Below are 17,073 nucleotides of genomic sequence, written 5' to 3'. Positions count from 1 at the left end.
CCCCCGTTGACTATGATGGCACGATGCCGGACCTCGACGCGCTGCGATCGCCGATCGTGCAGATTTCGCTCGACCTGACTTCGCTCGACGAAGCGCTCGACACGGCCAGGGTGGCGGTCGACGCCGGGGTCGACTGGCTCGAGGCCGGCACGCCGCTCATCCAGGCGCACGGGCTTCGCGCCGTCGAGCGGCTGCGCGCCGTCTTTCCCGATCATCCGATTGTCGCGGATCTGAAGATCATGGACGGCGGCTATCTGGAAACGGAGATGGCGGCGAAGGCGGGCGCCAGCTTCGTCGTCGTGATGGGACGCGCCCACGAGGCGACGATCCGCAAGTGCGTCGAGGCCGGCCGCAGGCACGGCGTCAAGGTGATGGGCGACAACCTGGGCGCCGCCGATCGGGTGGCGCTGGCCGGCTGGATGGAAGGGCTCGGCGTCGACGTCATCGTGCATCACATTGGCTACGACGAACGCCGGATGGTGCGCGGCCTCAGCCCGATGGACGAGCTCGACGCGGTCGTGGCGGCGGTGTCGGTGCCGGTGCAGGCGGTCGGAGGCCTGACGATTCAGCAGGCGATCGCCTGCCCGTCGCACGGCGCGCCGCTCGTGGTGCTTGGCGCGCCGCTCGTGATCGCCGCCGACGACTTCAGGCCGGCGGGACAGACGCTGAGCGCCGTCCTGGAGGAGATTTGCCGGGAGATCAAGAAGACGCCGGTGAGGCGCCGGTGAGCGGGGAAGCCGTCACGGCGGCGCCGCGCCTCAGCGTCTTTCCCAAGTGCTGGTTCGACGAACTGGTCAGGGGCAAGCGCGACTACGTGCCGTGGATCCATGACGCGGCGCGGCTCGGAGGCGAAGGCATCGAGCACTACGACGGTTTCATGCACGGCGAGCCGGAGATCGCGGCGGCGATCCGGGCGTGCCTGGAGACCGGCCAACGGACGTCGATGCTGTGCTTCTCGCCCGACTTCACCCACCCCGATCCCGTCGAGCGCGCCCGCCAGGTCGACCGGCAGAAGGCGGCGATCGACCTGACGGTCCGCTTGGGGGCGGTGCATTGTCGGACGCTCAGCGGCCAGCGACGGCCGGACGTCACGCGCCAGCAGGGCGTCGCGTGGGCGGTCGAGGGCATCGAGCGATCGCTGGAGTACGCCGAACGTCGCGGCGTCGTGCTGTGCCTCGAGAACCACTACAAGGACAGCACCTGGCGCTATCCGGAATTCGCCCAGGCCGAGGACGTCTATCTCGAGATCCTCCACCGCATCCCGTCGCCGCATCTGGGTGTGCAATACGATCCGTCGAACGCGATTGTCGGCGGCTACGATCCGATCGCCTTTCTCGACACGGTGCTGCCGCGGGTGGTCACCATGCACGCGTCGGACCGCTCGCTGGCCAAGGGAGCGACCCTCGACGACCTGCAGGAGGCTGACGGCTCGCTCGGCTACTCGGCCAAGCTGCAGCATGGCGAGACGGGACGCGGGCTGATCGACTACGACGCGATTTTCGCCAGGCTGGCGGCGGAGCGGTTCACCGGGTGGATCTCGGTCGAGGACGGGATGAACGGCCTCGACGAGATCGCGCGGTCGGTGGACTTTCTCAAGGCGAAGCGCTCGCAGTACTACGCCTCATCGCCGCCGAGGACGCGATAGCGGCGGCAGCGTCGATCTGATCGAACCTGGCCGCCTAGGCGTGTGCGGCGCTGCCCTTCGCCAGTTCGACCGGACGATAGCCCCCCTTCGACTTGAAGTAGAACCAGAGCAGCCCGAAGATCACCGTCAGGATGGCGCCAAGGATGGCCATCATCTGCAGCGCGGCGCCGGGTCCGTACTTGTCGATGCGGGCGCCCATGAAGGGCAGCGCGACCGCCACCGAGAGCATGCCCGTGCCGCCCATGATCGAGATCAGCAGCGCGCCGCCGCGCGGGAACTGCTCGGCGGTGATCCCGATCATCGTCGGCCAGAAGTAGCTCTTGCCGATCCCGAACACGGTCGCCGCGGCGAAGGCGACGGCCGCGCTGGTGCCGGTCTGCAGGCCGCCGAGCCAGTAGAGGCCGACGCCGGTGAGGATCGAGCAGACGACGAGCGTCGAGATCGGGGCCTTGTGCGCCACGCCGCTGCCGGCGGTGCGGAGCACGAAGACCAGGCCGGCGGTGTAGACGAGGAACAGCACGCCCTGCAGGTGCGGCACCAGCGCGCCCATCACCGACGGGAACCATTGATCCGGCCCGAGCTCCGCCGCCGCGGTCATCCACATGCAGCAGAACAGGAGGAGGAAGAGCGGCCGCGCCGCCTGCGACCACATCTCACCGGTCGAGATGTTTGACTGCACGCGTTCGGTCTGCGGATACTGCATCGAGAGCGCCATCACCAGGTAGATCGTGGCGGGAATCAGGATCGTCGACAGCTTCAGCTGCCAGCTCGCGTTGAACGCCTGGGTCATCGCGACGGCCAGCAGGCCGCCGATGATCTGCCCGCCGGGCCACCAGGCGTGCAGCCGGTTCAGCCATTTCGTCTTCTCGCCACTGTAGATCGTCGCGACGAGCGGGTTGATCACCCCTTCGACCAGCCCCTGCGACAGGCCCATCACGAAGAAGCCGGCGTAGAGCATCGACGTGCCGGTGTTGTCGAAGATCGCTGCCACCGGCGCGGTCGGATGCGGCGCGAGCAGCACGAGCGCGATGCCGAGGAAGTAGCCGACCGCCGACAGGACATGCAGCGCGCGCAGGCCGACGAGATCGGCGATCGCCCCGCTGATGTAGATCGCGATGGTGAACGCCCAGAATGCCGGGCTCCAGATCGTGCCCATCTGCTTGGCGTTGATCTGAAACGTGCTGCTCATCGCGGTTTCGATGTCGCCGCGGATCGCAAACACCATCGACGTGGTGACCAGCGAAATGCAGCTGGCCAGGAACAATTTTCCTCTCGGCATCAACCCTCCGGAGCGCGTTGGCGCGCCGAAGCTTAACACTAAACCCCTGGAGTTATTGCGGTGGGGCCGGCATCGGGGATAGATCTTCTCCTGCCAATGCCTGCCGCCCATAGTTCGCTGGGTGCATCGTCGAAGTACGTCCGGCTGCTGTGCTGGGCGGCAATTGCCTGGATCGTCGTCTTCTGGCGCCTCGGCTATCCGAGCCTGATGGACCCTGACGAGGCCCACTACGCGGAACTGACCCGCGAGATGGTGCGCGCCCACAGCTGGCTGGTGCCGCTCCTCGACGGCCACCCCTACATCGACAAGCCGATTCTGTTCCACTGGCTGCAGGCCGCGGCCATCTGGCTGCTCGGGCCGACCGAGTTCGCGGTCCGCCTGCCGAGCGCGCTCTCGGCGCTCGTGCTCTGCTGGACGGTGCGCCGCGCCGGCATCGTGATGTTCGGCGAGTCGGTGGGCGAGTGGGCCGCGGTGATGTTCGCCACGATTCCGGCGACGTTCATGCTCGCGAGCCTCGCGCTCTTCGACATGGTCTTCACCGCGTTTCTCTTCGGCGCGGTGGTCTGCCTGATCGAAGCCTCGGCGAACGGCAGCCGGCGTCGCGAGATCGCCGGCTACGCGCTGTTGTCGCTGGCCGTGATGATCAAAGGTCCGGTGGCGCTCGTCCTGGTCGGCCTCTTCTGGCTGGCCGCATGGGCCTGTGGCGGCGAGCTACGGGCCCGCGCCGGCCGCCTGCGCTGGATCGCCGGCCTGGCCGGCGCCGCCGCCGTCGCCTCGCCGTGGTTCGTGTGGATGTTCGCGCACTTCGGCGACGCGTTCGTGCAGGACTACCTGCTGGCCGGCAATCTCTATTACTTCACCCAGCCGGAAGCGTGGTCGGCGCGCGCGATCAGCCACGTTTTCTATCTGCGGTCGTTCGTCGGCGGCTTCTTCCCGTGGAGCGCGGTCGCTCTCGCCGGCCTGGTCGAGAGCGTGCGGCGGCGCGTCTTGCCGGCGGCCGACGAGCGCCTGCTCTGGATCTGGTCGGCGGTGGTCATCGGCTTCTTCTCGCTCGCCAGGTTCAAGCTCGATCACTACATCTTCCCGGCCGCGCCGGCGATCTGCCTGCTCGCGGCGAAGGCCTGGCACGACGCGGCGCTGGCCCCGCGTGGCGCGTGGCGGATCGTGCACGCCGTGGGACTCGGGCTGGGCGGCCTGCTCGTGGTCGCCGGGACCTTCGCGAGCGTCTACCTGTTCGAGCTCAATCTGGAACTGCCCGCGACGGCGATCCTGCTCCCGGTGGCACTGGCAGCCGGCGGCGTCGGGCTCCTGATTCGCGCGGCGCACTCCGGCTGGCGCATGCCGGCCAGACCGTTCGCGCTCGCCGCAGGCCTGCTCGCGATCGATGCGGTGATCGTCGGCGTGGGGCTGCCAACCCTCGACCACGCGCACCCGACGGCGCTCGTCGCGCAGAAGCTCAGGGACCATACGCCATCCGAAGCGCCGGCGGCGATCTATCAGCTCGAGCAGTGGCGGGCGAGCCTGCGCTACTACGCCGAGCGGCCGCTGACGGGGCTGTCTGGCACCGGACAAATCCGCGCCTTCTTCGGCGCGTCGGACACGCCGCGATACGCCATCATGGTCCGGCGCGACTATCTCGCCCTGCGCGCCGCCGGCGTCCGTATCCATGAAGTGTTCCGCAGCCCCGCAGTCGTCGGCACCACCCGGATGTCCGGGGGGCTGCGCCGCCAGCAGTGGGACGACCTGCTCGTCGTGACCAACGCCCCTCGCCAGCGCTTTCCCGCCTGGCTGCCATAGAATATCTGCAGCGTGGTGGTGGAGTTCGCCCGATAACATCGCTGTCCCGCTGGACGGCCAATGACTCCTGCGGGCAGCCGTGGGAGTGTTGCTCGGCGCCCCTGTTCACCAGTCTTCGAATTTCAGGTGTCGAGCATGATCTGGATGGCAGTGGCTTTCGGCGGTGCGGTCGGTTCGCTGATGCGGCATGCGGTCAACATCGCCTTCGCCCGTCTGGCGGCGACGCCCTATGCGACCGCGACCGTGAACATCGTCGGGTCCGTGGTCATCGGCGTGCTGGCAGGCCTGACGGCGAGCGGCAGGCTGCACCTGTCGCCGCCGGCGCGCGCGTTCATCTTCGTCGGCATACTCGGCGGCTTCACGACGTTCTCGAGCTTCATGCTCGACACTCTGACGCTGCAGCGCGGCTCCCAGCAGGGGCTGGCGGCGGTCAACGTGTTCCTGCAGGTGCTGATCGGCCTGTTGGCGGTGTTCGGCGGATACGCCGCCGCGAGGTAGACGCATGCATCCCTGGCACGACTGTTACATCGACGAATCGGTCATCCCCACCGCGTTTCCGGCGGTGATCGAGATCCCCAAGGGCAGCACCAACAAGTACGAGCTGGACAAGGAGACGGGGCTGCTGCGGCTCGATCGCGTGCTCTACAGCGCCGTCTACTATCCGGCCGACTACGGGTTCATTCCTCGCACCTTCTGCGACGACGGCGATCCGCTCGACGTCCTGGTGCTCGGGCAGGAGCCGGTCTTCCCGCTGACCATCGTCGAGGCGCGCGCGATCGGCGTGATGCGGATGCGCGACGAAAAGGGGATCGACGACAAGATCCTCGCCGTCAGCGTGCGCGATCCGGCCTACTCGGAATATCGCGACAAGACGCAGCTGCCCAGCCACGTCCTCCGACAGGTGCGCCGGTTCTTCGAGGACTACAAGGCGCTCGAGCACAAGCAGGTCAACGTGGAAGACCTGCTCGGGCCCGACGCCGCGGTCGGCATCATCGGCGACGCGCTGCAGATGTACAAGCAGCTGCGGCGAGGACAGCTGGGAAAGTGAGTCACCCACGCCCGTGACACGGCCGGTGGCCTGGTCGCGAGGCGCGATGTTGTCTCGTGTTACTGTCGCTGCATGCCTCGTGCGATTGCGTGTGCAGCGGCGTTTGCTGTCATCGTTTCGTCACCACTGACTCGCGGCCAGCAGACGGTTGACGCGCCGCCGGCTCCCGTGCAGGGCGGCGTGATGGCCGCGGCCGACGCGCAGGCGTTCGCCGATGCGGCGGCCGAGCGTCTCGACTACCTCCCAGGACAGGTGATTGTCCGGTTCAAGGACGGCGTCGACGTGCAAGGCGAGCAGCGGGCGCTCGACGCGCTGCGCAGCCGTCCCGCGGTCGACCGGCTGCAGTGGATGGGGGAATTCGCCGTCCTGCGCGATGCCTCGCAGCCCGACGCGCGCGTCCTCTCCGAACAGCTCGCCTCCCAGCCGGAAGTCGCGTATGCGCAGCCGAACTACCTGCGCCGCAAGAGCCTGGCGCCGAACGACACCGGCTACGCGCCGCGGCAATGGAACCTGCAGACGATCGACATGCCGCACGCCTGGGACATCAATGCCGGCACCCGCGGCGACGTCACCGTGGCGGTCGTCGACACCGGCATCACGAACTTTACCGGTTCGCTGCAGTTCAAGACGTGGAACGGCAGCGCCATCCAGACGATTACCGTGCCCTTCACGTCCAATCCCGACCTGGCCGTGTCGCGCCTCGTCTCGGCGACCGACTTCATCACCGGCGGCGGGACGACGACCCTCGACACCGACGGCCACGGCACCCACGTCAGCTCGACGATCGGCGAAGACACCAACAACAACCTGCTCGACGCCGGCATCGCCTACAACGCGCGGATCATGCCGGTGAAGGTGTGCGCCAGCTACTGGGACGTGCAGTTCGCCATGTCGGCGGCCGGGATTCCCGGATTCGCGGACCCCGACGCCGGCGGGTGTCCGACCAGCGCCATCGCTGCGGGGCTGCACTACGCCGCGGACAACGGCGCCAAGGTGATCAACATCAGCCTGGGGGGTGACGGCGCCTCGCCGACCGAGCAGGCCGCGCTGCAGTATGCGCTCGACAAGGGCGTGTTCATCGCGATCGCCGCGGGCAATTCCAAGCTGGAAGGCAACCCGACGCAGTATCCGGCGTTCTACGGACAGAGCATGCAGGGGGTGATGGCGGTCGGCGCGACGAATCGATCCGGCAACCGCGCGTCGTATTCGAGCACCGGCAGCTACGTCGATATCGCGGCGCCCGGCGGCGATCCTTCCGACAGCGACGCCGCCGGCAACGGCTACATCTGGCAGTCGACCCTCCGCCCTTCGGTGAGCGATCCATCGCTCGTCCTGTTCCCGCGGTTCGACGCCTACGCCGAGGTCGGCTACGCGGGCACGTCGATGGCGTCGCCGCACGTGGCCGGCGTGGCCGCGCTGCTCTACAGCCAGGGGATCACCAAGCCGGCGGCGATCGAGCAGGCGCTCAAGCGATCGGCGAAGTTCCTCGGGACGCCGAGCCCGAGCGATCCCTCGCGCAATGATGATTTCGGCTCCGGACTGATTCAGCCGCGCACGGCGCTGTTCGGCCTCGGGCTCAGGAAGTAGGTCGATGAAGCCGACGCTGCTCGCACTCGTTCTGGCCGCATGCTGCGCTGCTCCCGCGGCGGCGCAGCCCTATTCAGGCTCGTCGGGACCAGGCGCCGGACTCCGCGTCTACGGCATCTTCGACACGACGACGGTCGCCGCGTCCAAGAGCTTTGACGCGATTTTCGGCAGCAGCCAGATGACGGGCTTCGGCGGCGGGGCCGAGGTCGACGTGTGGCATCACCTCTTCCTGCGCATCGCGGTGACGCACTCGTCGCGCACGGGCAGCCGCGTTTTTGTCGACGACGGCGGCCAGGTCTACCCGCTCGACATCCCGCTCACCGTGACGATGACGCCGATCGAAGCGGGCGGCGGATGGCGATTTCCGATCAACAGCCGCGTCACCCCTTACGTGGGCGGCGCCTTCATCTCGCTCGACTACCAGGAAACCTCGGACTTCGCGCAGGCGGGCGACAACGTCAGCGAGCGCTACACGGGTGGCGAAGGGTTCGGCGGCGTCGACGTCAAGGTCTGGAAGGGTTTGTTCATCGGCGGCGAGGCGCAGTACCGGCATATCGGCGTGCCGGATGTGAGCACGAGCGTGATGAATCAGTTCGGGGAGACCGACCTCGGCGGATTCAGCGCGCGCGTGCTCGTCGGTTTCGGAACGCGCTAGCCGTTCGATCGCACCTCCGCCGTCCACGGCTGACGTTGCCTTTGGGGAGCACGGCGCGTACCATCGTTGTGCGCGCCATCGCGGGCCGCGCAGCTCAACACAACCCATGAACTTCAGGATTGGCGTCTGCCTCGCCGTCGTCTCTCTTGCCGTGAGTGCGGCGGCTGCCTCGGGCGTACCGGCAGTGTCGGCAGCCGCGCTGACACAGGAGGCGTGGACCGGAGCTCAGCTGGACGGCCTCAGCCCGGCTGTGTTCGGGCTGGCTCTGCAGTCGGCCTCCTCGGCGGTCGAACGAGGAGCCGCCGCGCTGCCGTCGACGCTCACCGTGATCGATTACTCGAAGCCTTCGACCGAGCCGAGGATGTGGGTATTCGACGTGCGGACCCACGCGTTGCTCTTCCACGAGCTGGTCTCGCATGGCCGCGGCAGCGGCAAGACGCGTTCGACTGCGTTCTCGAACGCCCCCGAGAGCAACATGACCAGCCTCGGGCTCTTCCGCACGGCGGAGCCGTACGTCGGGCACAACGGCTACTCGCTTCGACTGGATGGTCTCGAGAAGGGGACAAACGATCGCGCGCGCGAACGCGCCATCGTGATTCACGGCGCACCGTACGTGAGCGCGTCGGCGGCGAAGGCCAACGGCTATCTCGGCCGCAGTCTGGGCTGTCCCGCCGTGCGTCCGGAGATCGCGCGACAGCTCATCGATACGGTAAAGGCCGGAGGCCTTCTCTTCGCCTACTATCCCGATCCGATCTGGCTGCGCGCGTCTACTTATCTGAACTAGTCGGACCTGCGGCGGCAAGATACGCCGCGAGGTTCAGCATGTCTTCCTGCGTGAGGTCCTTCACGATCTGCTGCATCAGCGGCGACCACGTGCCGTGCCGCGTGCCCTTCTTGAAGTCCCACAACTGCCGCATCAGATAGCTCGGCGAGCGGCCGGCGATGCCAGGCACGGGCCCGAGCCCCAGCAGTTCCGGACCGTGGCAGATGCGGCAGGGTGTCGTCCGCCCTCCGCCGCTGGCGACGAGCAGCGAGCCCTTGTTGACACTGCCTGGCGGCACGTAGGCGATAAACCCCGAGCGAGGGTCCCGCAGCTCGAAGCGCTCGGCGTCTTCGGGCGTCTCGATGATGCGATCGCCGATCGGTTCCGTCTCGCTGCCCGGCAGCGGGAAGAAGACGTTGCCGCCGATCCGCGTCGTGGGTACCGTTGCCGCTTCCTTGACGGTGATCCAGTGGGTCCACGGCATCGACGAGAAGTACTTCGCCGCTTCCTGAATTTCGTCGTCCGTCATGTCCTGCGCCGCCTCGATCATCTGCAGCGTGTTGGTCTTGCGCGGATCGGCGTTGTTCCGCAGGCCGTTCTTGAAGTCGCGCAGCTGCTGGATGATGTAGGGCTCGGGCTGTCCGGCGACGGGAGCGTTTTCGGGACGGCCTTTCCCATTTGGCATGTGGCACATCGCGCAGCCGCGGACGTGCGGCTGCCGGCCGTGCACGACTACGTTGGGCATCGGCGGATGATCCGTCGGGAACCAGTCGCCGACGTCCCAGTAGTCGCGGATGTGCTGGAGCGTCAAGGCCTGATCGCTGCCCGGCACGTGCTTCGGCGACGTGTCGGGCGCCGGTCGCTCCCCGGCCGGACGCTGGACAGGCGTATTGGGAACGCCGTACGCCCACGAGGGGGAGTCGGGAGGCGCCGCGGGCTGCGGTGCCTGCGCACCTTGCGCCGCGGCCGATAACCGGATCGCCAGCACGAGCGCTCCGACGGCGAGAGGACCGATGATCGTGCGTGTCACGTGTGTCACGCGCCTATTTTAGTGTCATTCCCATCACTTGCTCGGCGCGTCGTTGGCCTGCAGATCTCCCAGCGCGTACTGCACGCCGGCGAGGATGTGCGCCAGCATCGGCGCCATCTTGTAGATCGACTCGTCGTGTCCGAGCACTTCGACGAACACGCGGCCGCTGCCTTCACGGCGGATGTAGCTGAGCGCGTAATCGCTGTCGCTGCGCTTCGGCGCCGGCTCCAGCGCCTTGGTCTCAGCCGGCAGTTTGGCGTAGTCGATGCTCGTCAGGACGTGCGCGTTCGTGCGCGACCACGATGCGTCGTTGAACGTGTAGACCTCGTCGACGGTCGTGAAGGGACGCGGCAGACGGACCCCCGAACCCTGGTTCACATAGGTGAAGGGGACGGTGAGCGGGCTGTCGGGATCGTCGATCTTCACGGGGATCTGCGTCGGGTAGAGCCAGTGCCACTTGAAGTAGCCGCCGATGAGCTTGTTGAAGTCGGGCCACAGCGGCGTGCCGCCGTCGACGACGTTGGGCTGCGGGGCGCCGCCGTGGTACGAATCGGTAGCGGCGTGGACGGCGGCGAGTCCCTTGCCGCCGCGCACGAACTCGAGCAGGGCGTCGCGCCGGGCCTTGGTCGCCGCCGGATCGGCCGGATCGTCGAGGAAGGTGCCCGTCGTGCTGGCGAGGAACACGCCGTCGTACTGCTTCAGGTTGTCGGTGTTGATGTCGGCCGCGTTGTAGGTGATGACCGTCGTCCATGCGCCGGTCTTCTGACCGAGCGCTTCGATGGTGCGGGCGGCGAGCGGAATCGAGGCGTGGACGAAGCCCTGCGCGCGCGCGAGCACGAGGACGCGGCGCGGCTTGGCCGGCTTGGCGGGAGCGGTATCGGGCAGCGCCGCCATCATCTGCATCAAGTCGAGCACGCGCGCGACCTGCGGCTGCGGCGGCGCTCCGCCGCGGCCAGCTTGAGCCGTTCCCGACGGGGGGGAGGGTCTCGAGACGCCCTGTCCGCCCTTGGCGGCCATGCCCGACATCTCGAGCTGGCCCTCCATGATGGAGATGTCGGCGCGCATCGCGGTGCCGTCGGGGGTCAGGATCAGGACGGTCGGGATGCTCATCCCGGGATAACTGGTGTTGTAGGAAATCAGGAGGCTCCTGCCCGATAACCGCACATCGCCCGCGGCGGCGTCGGGCTGGTTCGGGGCTTTCACGGTGGCTTTCACCGCATCGGCGCCGCGCGTGACGCTGACCTGGAACGTCTGCGCCCCTATTCCGGGAGCCGAGGAGCTGACGGTCCAGTCTCCGAGAAACGGCGCCGCCTGTTCCGCCGTAATCGCACGTGCAGGCTGACCGAAAGCGGCAAGGACGAGTGCCCCTATCAACGCGGCTGTTTTCATGCGCTGATTATATGGGTGCCATGGGCAGGAGTTGACCTAATCGGCGGCGCGGCTTACGCTGCACTCACGTTCAATTGGGGGAGTACATGGTTCGTTCCGTCCGTCCCGTTCCAGCCGCCATTGCCGCGGTGTCCGCACTCTTTCTCGCAACCTTCTCGACGACGATCCTGAACGGTTTCGCCCAGGCCTCGCCGGCGCCGACCGCGGCGCAGGCCGCGCCCTTCGTCGGCGACTGGGTATCGACCGTCTCCATGGGCGGCAATCAGATGACGTCGCTCGTCTCGGTGAAGGCCGACGGCGGCAAGGTGACCGCGATCGTCACCCCGGAAGGGCAGGCGCCGATCACCAACACGCGCGTGTCGATGGCCGGCACCAGCCTCGCCATCCGCTACACCCTCGACATGCAGGGCACGGCGATCGCCACGGTGTTATCGCTCACGCCTGACACGACGGCGGGCGCGCAGGCCACCGTTCAGCGCGTGAACATGTCGATCATGGACGGCCAGTACGAGATGGCCGGCATGGCGGCCAGGCAGGCGCCGGGCGCGCCGTTCCCGGCTCCGCAGCGCGGCGCCGGCCAGGGCGCTGGCGGCGGCTTCGGTGGCGGCGGCCGTCAGATGACCAACGAGAATACGGACTTCACGCCGAAGCCGCCGATGAAGGCGAAGACGCCGGCCGAGGAAGCGGCGGGCTTCATCCTGCCGCCCGGCTATCGCATGGAGCTCGTCGCCGCCGATCCGGAGATCATCAGCCCCGGCGCCATCGAGTTCGACGGCAACGGCCGCATGTACGTCGCCGAGCTCGTCAGCTACATGATGACGGCCGACGCGCAGAAGGAGCACGATCCGATCAGCCGCATCAGCCGCTGGGAGAGCACCAAGGGGGACGGCGTCTACGACAAGCACACCGTCTTCGCCGACAAGCTCGTCGCGCCGCGCATGATCCTGCCGCTCGGCGACGGCGTCATCCTCGCGAGCGAAACCGATTCGGACGACATCATCAAGCTGACCGACACCAACGGCGACGGCATCGCCGACAAGCGTGAGGTCGTGTTCACCGGCATCGGCCAGAGCGGCGACGCCAACATCGAGCACCAGAAGGCCGGCTTGATGTGGAACCTCGACAACTGGATCTACACGACCTACAACCCCTTCCGCATCCGCTGGACACCGAACGGCTTCCAGCGCGAGCCCACAGGGCCGAACGGTGGCCAGTGGGGGCTCAGCACAGACGACGACGGCAAACCGTGGTTCGTGGACGCGGGCGGCGAGCGCGGGCCGATGAATTTCCAGTTCCCGATCCACTACGGCGCCTTCACGCCGTGCCCGGCCGTCGGCGGACGCATCACCGGCGTCCAGCGCGGTGGGCCGCCGGCGCCGCCGAACAGCCCGAACTGCCCGCCGGGCATGGAAAACGGCTTCGAGAAAGACTTCGCCGTCGTCTGGCCGGCGCCCGGGATTGGCGACATGCAGGGCGGCATCGGCCGCATCCGCATGCCGGCCGGCAACCTGAATCACTTCACGGCGGCGACGGGCCCGGCCATCTTCCGCGGCGACGCGCTCCCCGCCGATGCCAAGGGGGATCTGTTCTTCACCGAGCCGGTCGGGCGCCTCATCCGCCGCGCCAAGGTCGAGAACGTCGAAGGACTGACCGAGTTGCGCAACGTCTATCCGAACTCGGAGTTCCTGACGAGCACGGATCAGCTGTTCCGGCCGGTCAACATGACCAACGGTCCGGACGGCACGCTCTACATCGCCGACATGTATCACGGCATCATCCAGGAGCTGCAGTGGTCGGGCCCGGGCAGTTACCTGCGCGCCAAGATCGAGCAGTATCAGCTCGACAAGGTCGCGCAGTACGGCCGCATCTGGCGTCTGCGCTACGACGGCCGCGCCGCGGTCGCGGCGACCGACAGCAACCCCGGTCAGCCGGCGATTGCGGCGATCACGCCGAAGTTCACGCCGCCGCACATGTACGGCGAGACGCCGGCGCAGCTCGTCGCGCATCTCTCGAGTCCCAACGGCTGGTGGCGCGACATGGCGCAGCGGCTGATCGTCCTCTCGCAGGACAAGTCGGTGGCGCCGGCGCTCGTGCAGCTCGCGCGGACGTCCGACGACCCGCTGGCGCGGATCCACGCGCTGTGGACGCTCGAAGGGCTGGGCGCGCTCGACGCGCGTCTGGTCCGTGACGCCATGGAAGACAAGAGCCCGCGTATTCGCATTCACGGGCTGCGCACCAGCGAGACCCTCTACAAGAACGGCGACAAGACGTTTGCCGATGACTACCGCCGCATGGCCAAGGATCCCGACACGAACGTCGCGATCCAGGCGATGCTCTCGGCCAGTCTCTTCAAGCTCAAGGACATCTCCGACATCGTCAAGTCGGCCGAAGACACGAACAAGGCGAAGGGGCTCGCGCTCATCGGCGATCGGGTGATGACCCCGCCGGCGACGTTCGGCGGCGGCGCCCGCGGCCGGGCGTTGACCGCAGCCGACGAGAAGCGCCTGACCGCGGGCAGCGATGTCTTCAACGCGGTCTGCTTCTCGTGCCACGGACCTGACGGGCTCGGCGCCCCCGACAGCGCCGGCCCGGCCGGAGCGACGCTGGGGCCGCCGCTCGCGGGCTCCCCGCGCGTGCAGGGGCACCGCGACTACATCATCAAGGTGCTGATGCGCGGCCTCACCGGTCCGCTCGACGGCCGGACCTACCGCGACGTGATGGTGCCGATGGACAACACCGACGAGTGGATCGCCGGCATCGCATCCTACGTCCGCACGTCGTTCGGCAACACCGGCGACATGGTGACCCCGGCCGACGTCGCGCGTGTGCGCGCCGAGATCGCCAGCCGCAAGAACCCGTGGACGCAGCCCGAGCTCGACGCCTCGCTGCCGCACCTGGTCGATCCGCAGCAGCTGAAGTTCACCGCCAGCACCGGCGCCGACACGGCGGAGTACGCCGCCAACCTGCGCGGCTGGAGCACCAACGCGCCGCAGGCGCCTGGCATGTGGCTGCAGATCGAATTGCCGCAGGCCGCCAACGTCACCGAGCTGCAGTTCGACTCGGTCGGCGGCGGACGCGGCGGTGGTGGCGGCCGTGCCGCCGCGCCGCTTCCGGCGCCTGGCGCGCCCCCAGCCCGTGGCGCCGCGCCCGCCGGCGGCGGCGCCGCGTCGGCCGGCTATCCGCGCGCCTACGACGTGCAGGTGTCGATGGACGGCAAGAAGTGGAGCAAGCCGGTCGTCTCAGGCCGCGGCGAGGGTGGGCACACTACGATCGCCTTCACGCCGGCGCAGGCGAAGTTCGTCCGCATCACGCAGACCGACAACCTTCCGGAAGCCCCCGCCTGGAACGTCCGCAACCTGCGGGTCTACGAGGCGAAGGCGACGACCGGGACGAAGTAGCGCGAGGCGCGAACGATCAACGGAAACGGGGAGTGGCGCAGGGCCACTCCCCGTTTTACGTACAACCGTCGTGCTACAGGCCGGCCATGTGGCAGGACATTCGCGTCGCCTGGCGCTTTCTCCTGAAACAGCGGACCGGCACCATCATCACAGTCGTGACGCTCGGCATCGCGATCGGATCCAGCACGATCGCGACTGGCGCGCTCGACAACGCGTTCTGGCGGTCGATTCACACGTCGAACGGTTCCTCTCTTCTCACGTTCTACAACACGCGCGCCGCCGCTCCGCAGTTTCAGGTTCTGTCGTACGGGGACTACGCGACGCTCTGCGACCGTCTGCGCGACCGCGTCGACGTGGCCGCCTTCGTTCGCACGTTCACCACCCTCGAAGGCATCGCGCAGCCGGCATATATCCAGGGCGAGCTCGTATCCGACAACTATTTCGGCATACTCGCGGCGGCGCCGTTCACCGGCCGCCTCATCGGCGACAAGGCCGCCACGCACTCGCTGGTACTCGTCCTCAGCTATGACTCGTGGCGACATCGCTTCGGCGGAGATCCGAACATCGTCGGTTCGTCGATCCAGCTCGGACGCGAGTTCTACACTGTCATTGGCGTCACTCGGCCGGACTTCGAGGATCCGGCGTATCCGTCAGAATTCTGGGCGCCACTCGCCGCGACGCCGCAGCTGCTGGGTGTCGATCTTTCCCGAATGCATGTTCCGTATCTCCAGACCATCGCTCGTCCGCGCCCGGGTGTTACCCAACGACAAGTCCAGTCGTACGTCGCCGGTCTCACGACGGATGGCACGCGCGACGGTTGGCGCCTGGCAGCTCTGCGCGGCATCTATCTGCGGTTCTGGCCGGCCTATCGCACAACCGTCCTGAACTTCCTTGGCATCTTCGCCGCGCTGGCGGTCGCGATTCTGGTCATCGCCTGCGCCAATGTGGCGGGCCTGCAGCTGGCGCGAGGTGCGGAACGCGGCCGTGAGCTTGCGGTACGACAGGCGCTTGGCGCGACACGGCTCCAACTGTTTCGTCGTCTCGCGGCCGAAAGCGTCCTTCTGACCGCGGCCGGCGGCGCCACGGGCGTACTGCTCGCCTGGTGGAGCGCCCCGCTCTTCCGCAACATCCCGATGCCGGTCCCGGCCCCCGTCACGTTGACGTTCGACGGGAGACTGGTGGCGATCGCACTGGGGATTTCGTTGGTGGCATCCCTCGCGTTCACCGCGGTCGCGGCGTGGAAGGGCACGCGTGAGGACGCTCAGCAGGTCCTGAAATCGTCCTCTCGCGGTGCCACGAGCAAGACGATGGCGCAGCGCACTTTGGTGGTCGCCCAGCTCGCAGTCGGCTGCGTTGTGGTCACGGCAGCCGTACTGCTGCTCCGAAGCTTCTGGAATGTTCAGCGAATCGACGTCGGTTTCGATCCGGCGGACCGTGTCGCGGCCCAGGTCTCCTTGCGCGATCAAAACTATTCAGACTCGCGGGCGGCGATCTTCTATCGTCGGCTCCAGGAGGCGCTGGAGCGCACGCCGGAAGTCGAAGGCGTTGCCTTCGAGTCGAGGGCCGTACTCGAACGCTTTCGGGCCGTCGGAACCTTCAGACGTCCACAGGCTCCTGAACCGTTGTCAGCCCGATTCGACGCGATGAGCCCGGGATATTTCCGGACGATGGGCGTTCCGATCCTGGTGGGGCGCGCGTTCGACGACCACGATACGGAGTCGGCCGAGACTGTGATGATCGTCAACCGAACGATGGCCAGGCTGCTCGGCGGCGATCCGCTCGGCCAGATATTGATCGAGGAGGGGACGATTTTTGGTCGTCGGTCCGGAACCAGTGTGCGCATCATCGGGGTCGTGGGGGACGTGCAGTACAACGGGATCACGGAAGGACCACAACCGTACGTCTATTTGCCGGCTGCACAATGGCCGTCGACGGATCTCGAGGTCTACATTCACACGCGCATGTCCGCGATCCAGGCGATCGCGCTACTACGAGAGCAGGTACACCAACTGGATCCCCAGGTGGCACTGACCGACGTCGGCACGCTGACGGATCGCGTGACCGAAGCTGGAATCGTCCCTCGGTCATCGGCTCTTGCCTCGATGGCGCTGGCCGCCATTGCCGTCTTCCTCGCGCTGGTCGGCGTCTACGGTGTGCTGACGGTCTCCATTGAAAACCAGCGCCGTGAGCTGGCGATCCGAAGTGCGCTCGGCGCGTCGCCATCGAACCTGATCCTGCGGGTGATCCGTGAAGGGACGCTGCTGACGTCAGGCGCACTGGTCTTCGGCGTTGCGGGAAGCCTGGCCGGCGCTCGCACGATCGCCGGCCTGTTGTTCGGCCTGCCGCCGTACGATCTCTGGTCCATCGCCGCCGCCACATGCCTGATCGTCGCGGCGTCCGCCGTCGCCTGGATCGGACCCGCCCGCCGCGCCGCGAGCACCGACGCAGCGACGGCGCTTCGAGCCGAGTGAAGCGTCGCGGG

At 67.6% G+C, this 17,073-nt stretch carries 13 protein-coding genes; 10 read left to right on the top strand and 3 right to left on the bottom strand.

What is annotated here, in order from left to right:
• Nucleotides 1-23: 23 nt before the first annotated feature.
• Both VGI12_18670 and VGI12_18665 read left to right on the top strand, forming a co-directional pair.
• Nucleotides 24-728 (top strand): orotidine 5'-phosphate decarboxylase / HUMPS family protein, encoded by a 705-nt coding sequence (locus VGI12_18670; GenBank protein HEY2434702.1) that lies wholly within the window; start codon nt 24-26, stop codon nt 726-728.
• Nucleotides 725-1,645 carry a sugar phosphate isomerase/epimerase family protein gene (locus VGI12_18665; GenBank protein HEY2434701.1) on the top strand — a complete coding sequence of 307 codons (921 nt, stop codon included), beginning with the start codon at nt 725-727 and terminating at the stop codon, nt 1,643-1,645. The genes VGI12_18670 and VGI12_18665 overlap by 4 nt, the downstream gene beginning before the upstream one ends.
• A 34-nt stretch (nt 1,646-1,679) precedes the next feature.
• Here VGI12_18665 and VGI12_18660 read toward each other — a convergent pair whose 3' ends face one another.
• Nucleotides 1,680-2,924, bottom strand: coding sequence for an MFS transporter (locus VGI12_18660; protein HEY2434700.1), 1,245 nt, complete (start codon nt 2,922-2,924; stop codon nt 1,680-1,682).
• A gap of 96 nt (nt 2,925-3,020) precedes the next feature.
• Here VGI12_18660 and VGI12_18655 point away from each other — a divergent pair, with 96 nt between their 5' ends.
• The 6 genes from VGI12_18655 (at nt 3,021) to VGI12_18630 (ending at nt 8,795) form a co-directional block, all read left to right on the top strand.
• Entirely contained in the window at nt 3,021-4,721 is a 1,701-nt protein-coding gene (locus VGI12_18655; GenBank protein ID HEY2434699.1) for a glycosyltransferase family 39 protein, read from the top strand.
• 144 nt (nt 4,722-4,865) lie between these two features.
• Nucleotides 4,866-5,219, top strand: a complete 354-nt coding sequence (locus VGI12_18650; protein ID HEY2434698.1) for a CrcB family protein — start codon at nt 4,866-4,868, stop codon at nt 5,217-5,219.
• Nucleotides 5,220-5,223: 4 nt separating this feature from the next.
• The gene (locus VGI12_18645) at nt 5,224-5,769 is read left to right on the top strand and encodes an inorganic diphosphatase (GenBank protein ID HEY2434697.1); all 546 of its coding nucleotides are present in this window, start codon (nt 5,224-5,226) and stop codon (nt 5,767-5,769) included.
• Between the two features lie 72 nt (nt 5,770-5,841).
• A complete protein-coding gene (locus VGI12_18640; protein HEY2434696.1) occupies nt 5,842-7,356 on the top strand; it encodes a S8 family serine peptidase in 1,515 nt (504 codons plus the stop codon).
• Nucleotides 7,357-7,360: 4 nt separating this feature from the next.
• A complete protein-coding gene (locus tag VGI12_18635) occupies nt 7,361-8,011 on the top strand; it encodes an outer membrane beta-barrel protein (GenBank protein HEY2434695.1) in 651 nt (216 codons plus the stop codon).
• 106 nt (nt 8,012-8,117) lie between these two features.
• On the top strand, nt 8,118-8,795 hold the full coding sequence (locus tag VGI12_18630) for a murein L,D-transpeptidase catalytic domain family protein (protein ID HEY2434694.1): 678 nt from the start codon (nt 8,118-8,120) through the stop codon (nt 8,793-8,795).
• On the opposite strand, the gene VGI12_18625 is transcribed toward VGI12_18630, so the two are convergent.
• Together VGI12_18625 and VGI12_18620 are read right to left on the bottom strand one after the other, a co-directional pair.
• The gene (locus VGI12_18625; protein ID HEY2434693.1) at nt 8,779-9,813 is read right to left on the bottom strand and encodes a c-type cytochrome; all 1,035 of its coding nucleotides are present in this window, start codon (nt 9,811-9,813) and stop codon (nt 8,779-8,781) included. The two genes, VGI12_18630 and VGI12_18625, sit on opposite strands and share 17 nt — an antisense overlap.
• A 24-nt stretch (nt 9,814-9,837) precedes the next feature.
• Complete coding sequence (locus VGI12_18620) at nt 9,838-11,193, bottom strand: ThuA domain-containing protein (GenBank protein HEY2434692.1); 1,356 nt, start codon at nt 11,191-11,193, stop codon at nt 9,838-9,840.
• Nucleotides 11,194-11,279: 86 nt separating this feature from the next.
• On the opposite strand from VGI12_18620, the gene VGI12_18615 reads away from it, so the two are divergent.
• Nucleotides 11,280-14,591 (top strand): discoidin domain-containing protein, encoded by a 3,312-nt coding sequence (locus VGI12_18615; GenBank protein ID HEY2434691.1) that lies wholly within the window; start codon nt 11,280-11,282, stop codon nt 14,589-14,591.
• An 86-nt stretch (nt 14,592-14,677) separates the two neighbouring features.
• Entirely contained in the window at nt 14,678-17,062 is a 2,385-nt protein-coding gene (locus VGI12_18610; GenBank protein HEY2434690.1) for an ADOP family duplicated permease, read from the top strand.
• The last annotated feature ends 11 nt before the right edge of the window (nt 17,063-17,073 follow it).

The sequence above is a fragment of the Vicinamibacterales bacterium genome, assembly GCA_036496585.1.
Lineage (GTDB): Bacteria > Acidobacteriota > Vicinamibacteria > Vicinamibacterales > 2-12-FULL-66-21 > JAICSD01.
This window is presented reverse-complemented; position numbering and strand designations above follow the sequence as displayed.

Excerpts from the sequence above, each read along its gene's own strand:
- VGI12_18670 (HEY2434702.1), top strand. The coding sequence starts at position 24 with ATGCCGGACCTCGACGCGCTGCGATCGCCGATCGTGCAGATTTCGCTC.
- VGI12_18660 (HEY2434700.1), bottom strand. The coding sequence starts at position 2,924 with ATGCCGAGAGGAAAATTGTTCCTGGCCAGCTGCATTTCGCTGGTCACC.
- VGI12_18655 (HEY2434699.1), top strand. The coding sequence starts at position 3,021 with ATGCCTGCCGCCCATAGTTCGCTGGGTGCATCGTCGAAGTACGTCCGG.
- VGI12_18650 (HEY2434698.1), top strand. The coding sequence starts at position 4,866 with ATGGCAGTGGCTTTCGGCGGTGCGGTCGGTTCGCTGATGCGGCATGCG.
- VGI12_18645 (HEY2434697.1), top strand. The coding sequence starts at position 5,224 with ATGCATCCCTGGCACGACTGTTACATCGACGAATCGGTCATCCCCACC.
- VGI12_18640 (HEY2434696.1), top strand. The coding sequence starts at position 5,842 with ATGCCTCGTGCGATTGCGTGTGCAGCGGCGTTTGCTGTCATCGTTTCG.
- VGI12_18635 (HEY2434695.1), top strand. The coding sequence starts at position 7,361 with ATGAAGCCGACGCTGCTCGCACTCGTTCTGGCCGCATGCTGCGCTGCT.
- VGI12_18630 (HEY2434694.1), top strand. The coding sequence starts at position 8,118 with ATGAACTTCAGGATTGGCGTCTGCCTCGCCGTCGTCTCTCTTGCCGTG.
- VGI12_18620 (HEY2434692.1), bottom strand. The coding sequence starts at position 11,193 with ATGAAAACAGCCGCGTTGATAGGGGCACTCGTCCTTGCCGCTTTCGGT.
- VGI12_18615 (HEY2434691.1), top strand. The coding sequence starts at position 11,280 with ATGGTTCGTTCCGTCCGTCCCGTTCCAGCCGCCATTGCCGCGGTGTCC.
- VGI12_18610 (HEY2434690.1), top strand. The coding sequence starts at position 14,678 with ATGTGGCAGGACATTCGCGTCGCCTGGCGCTTTCTCCTGAAACAGCGG.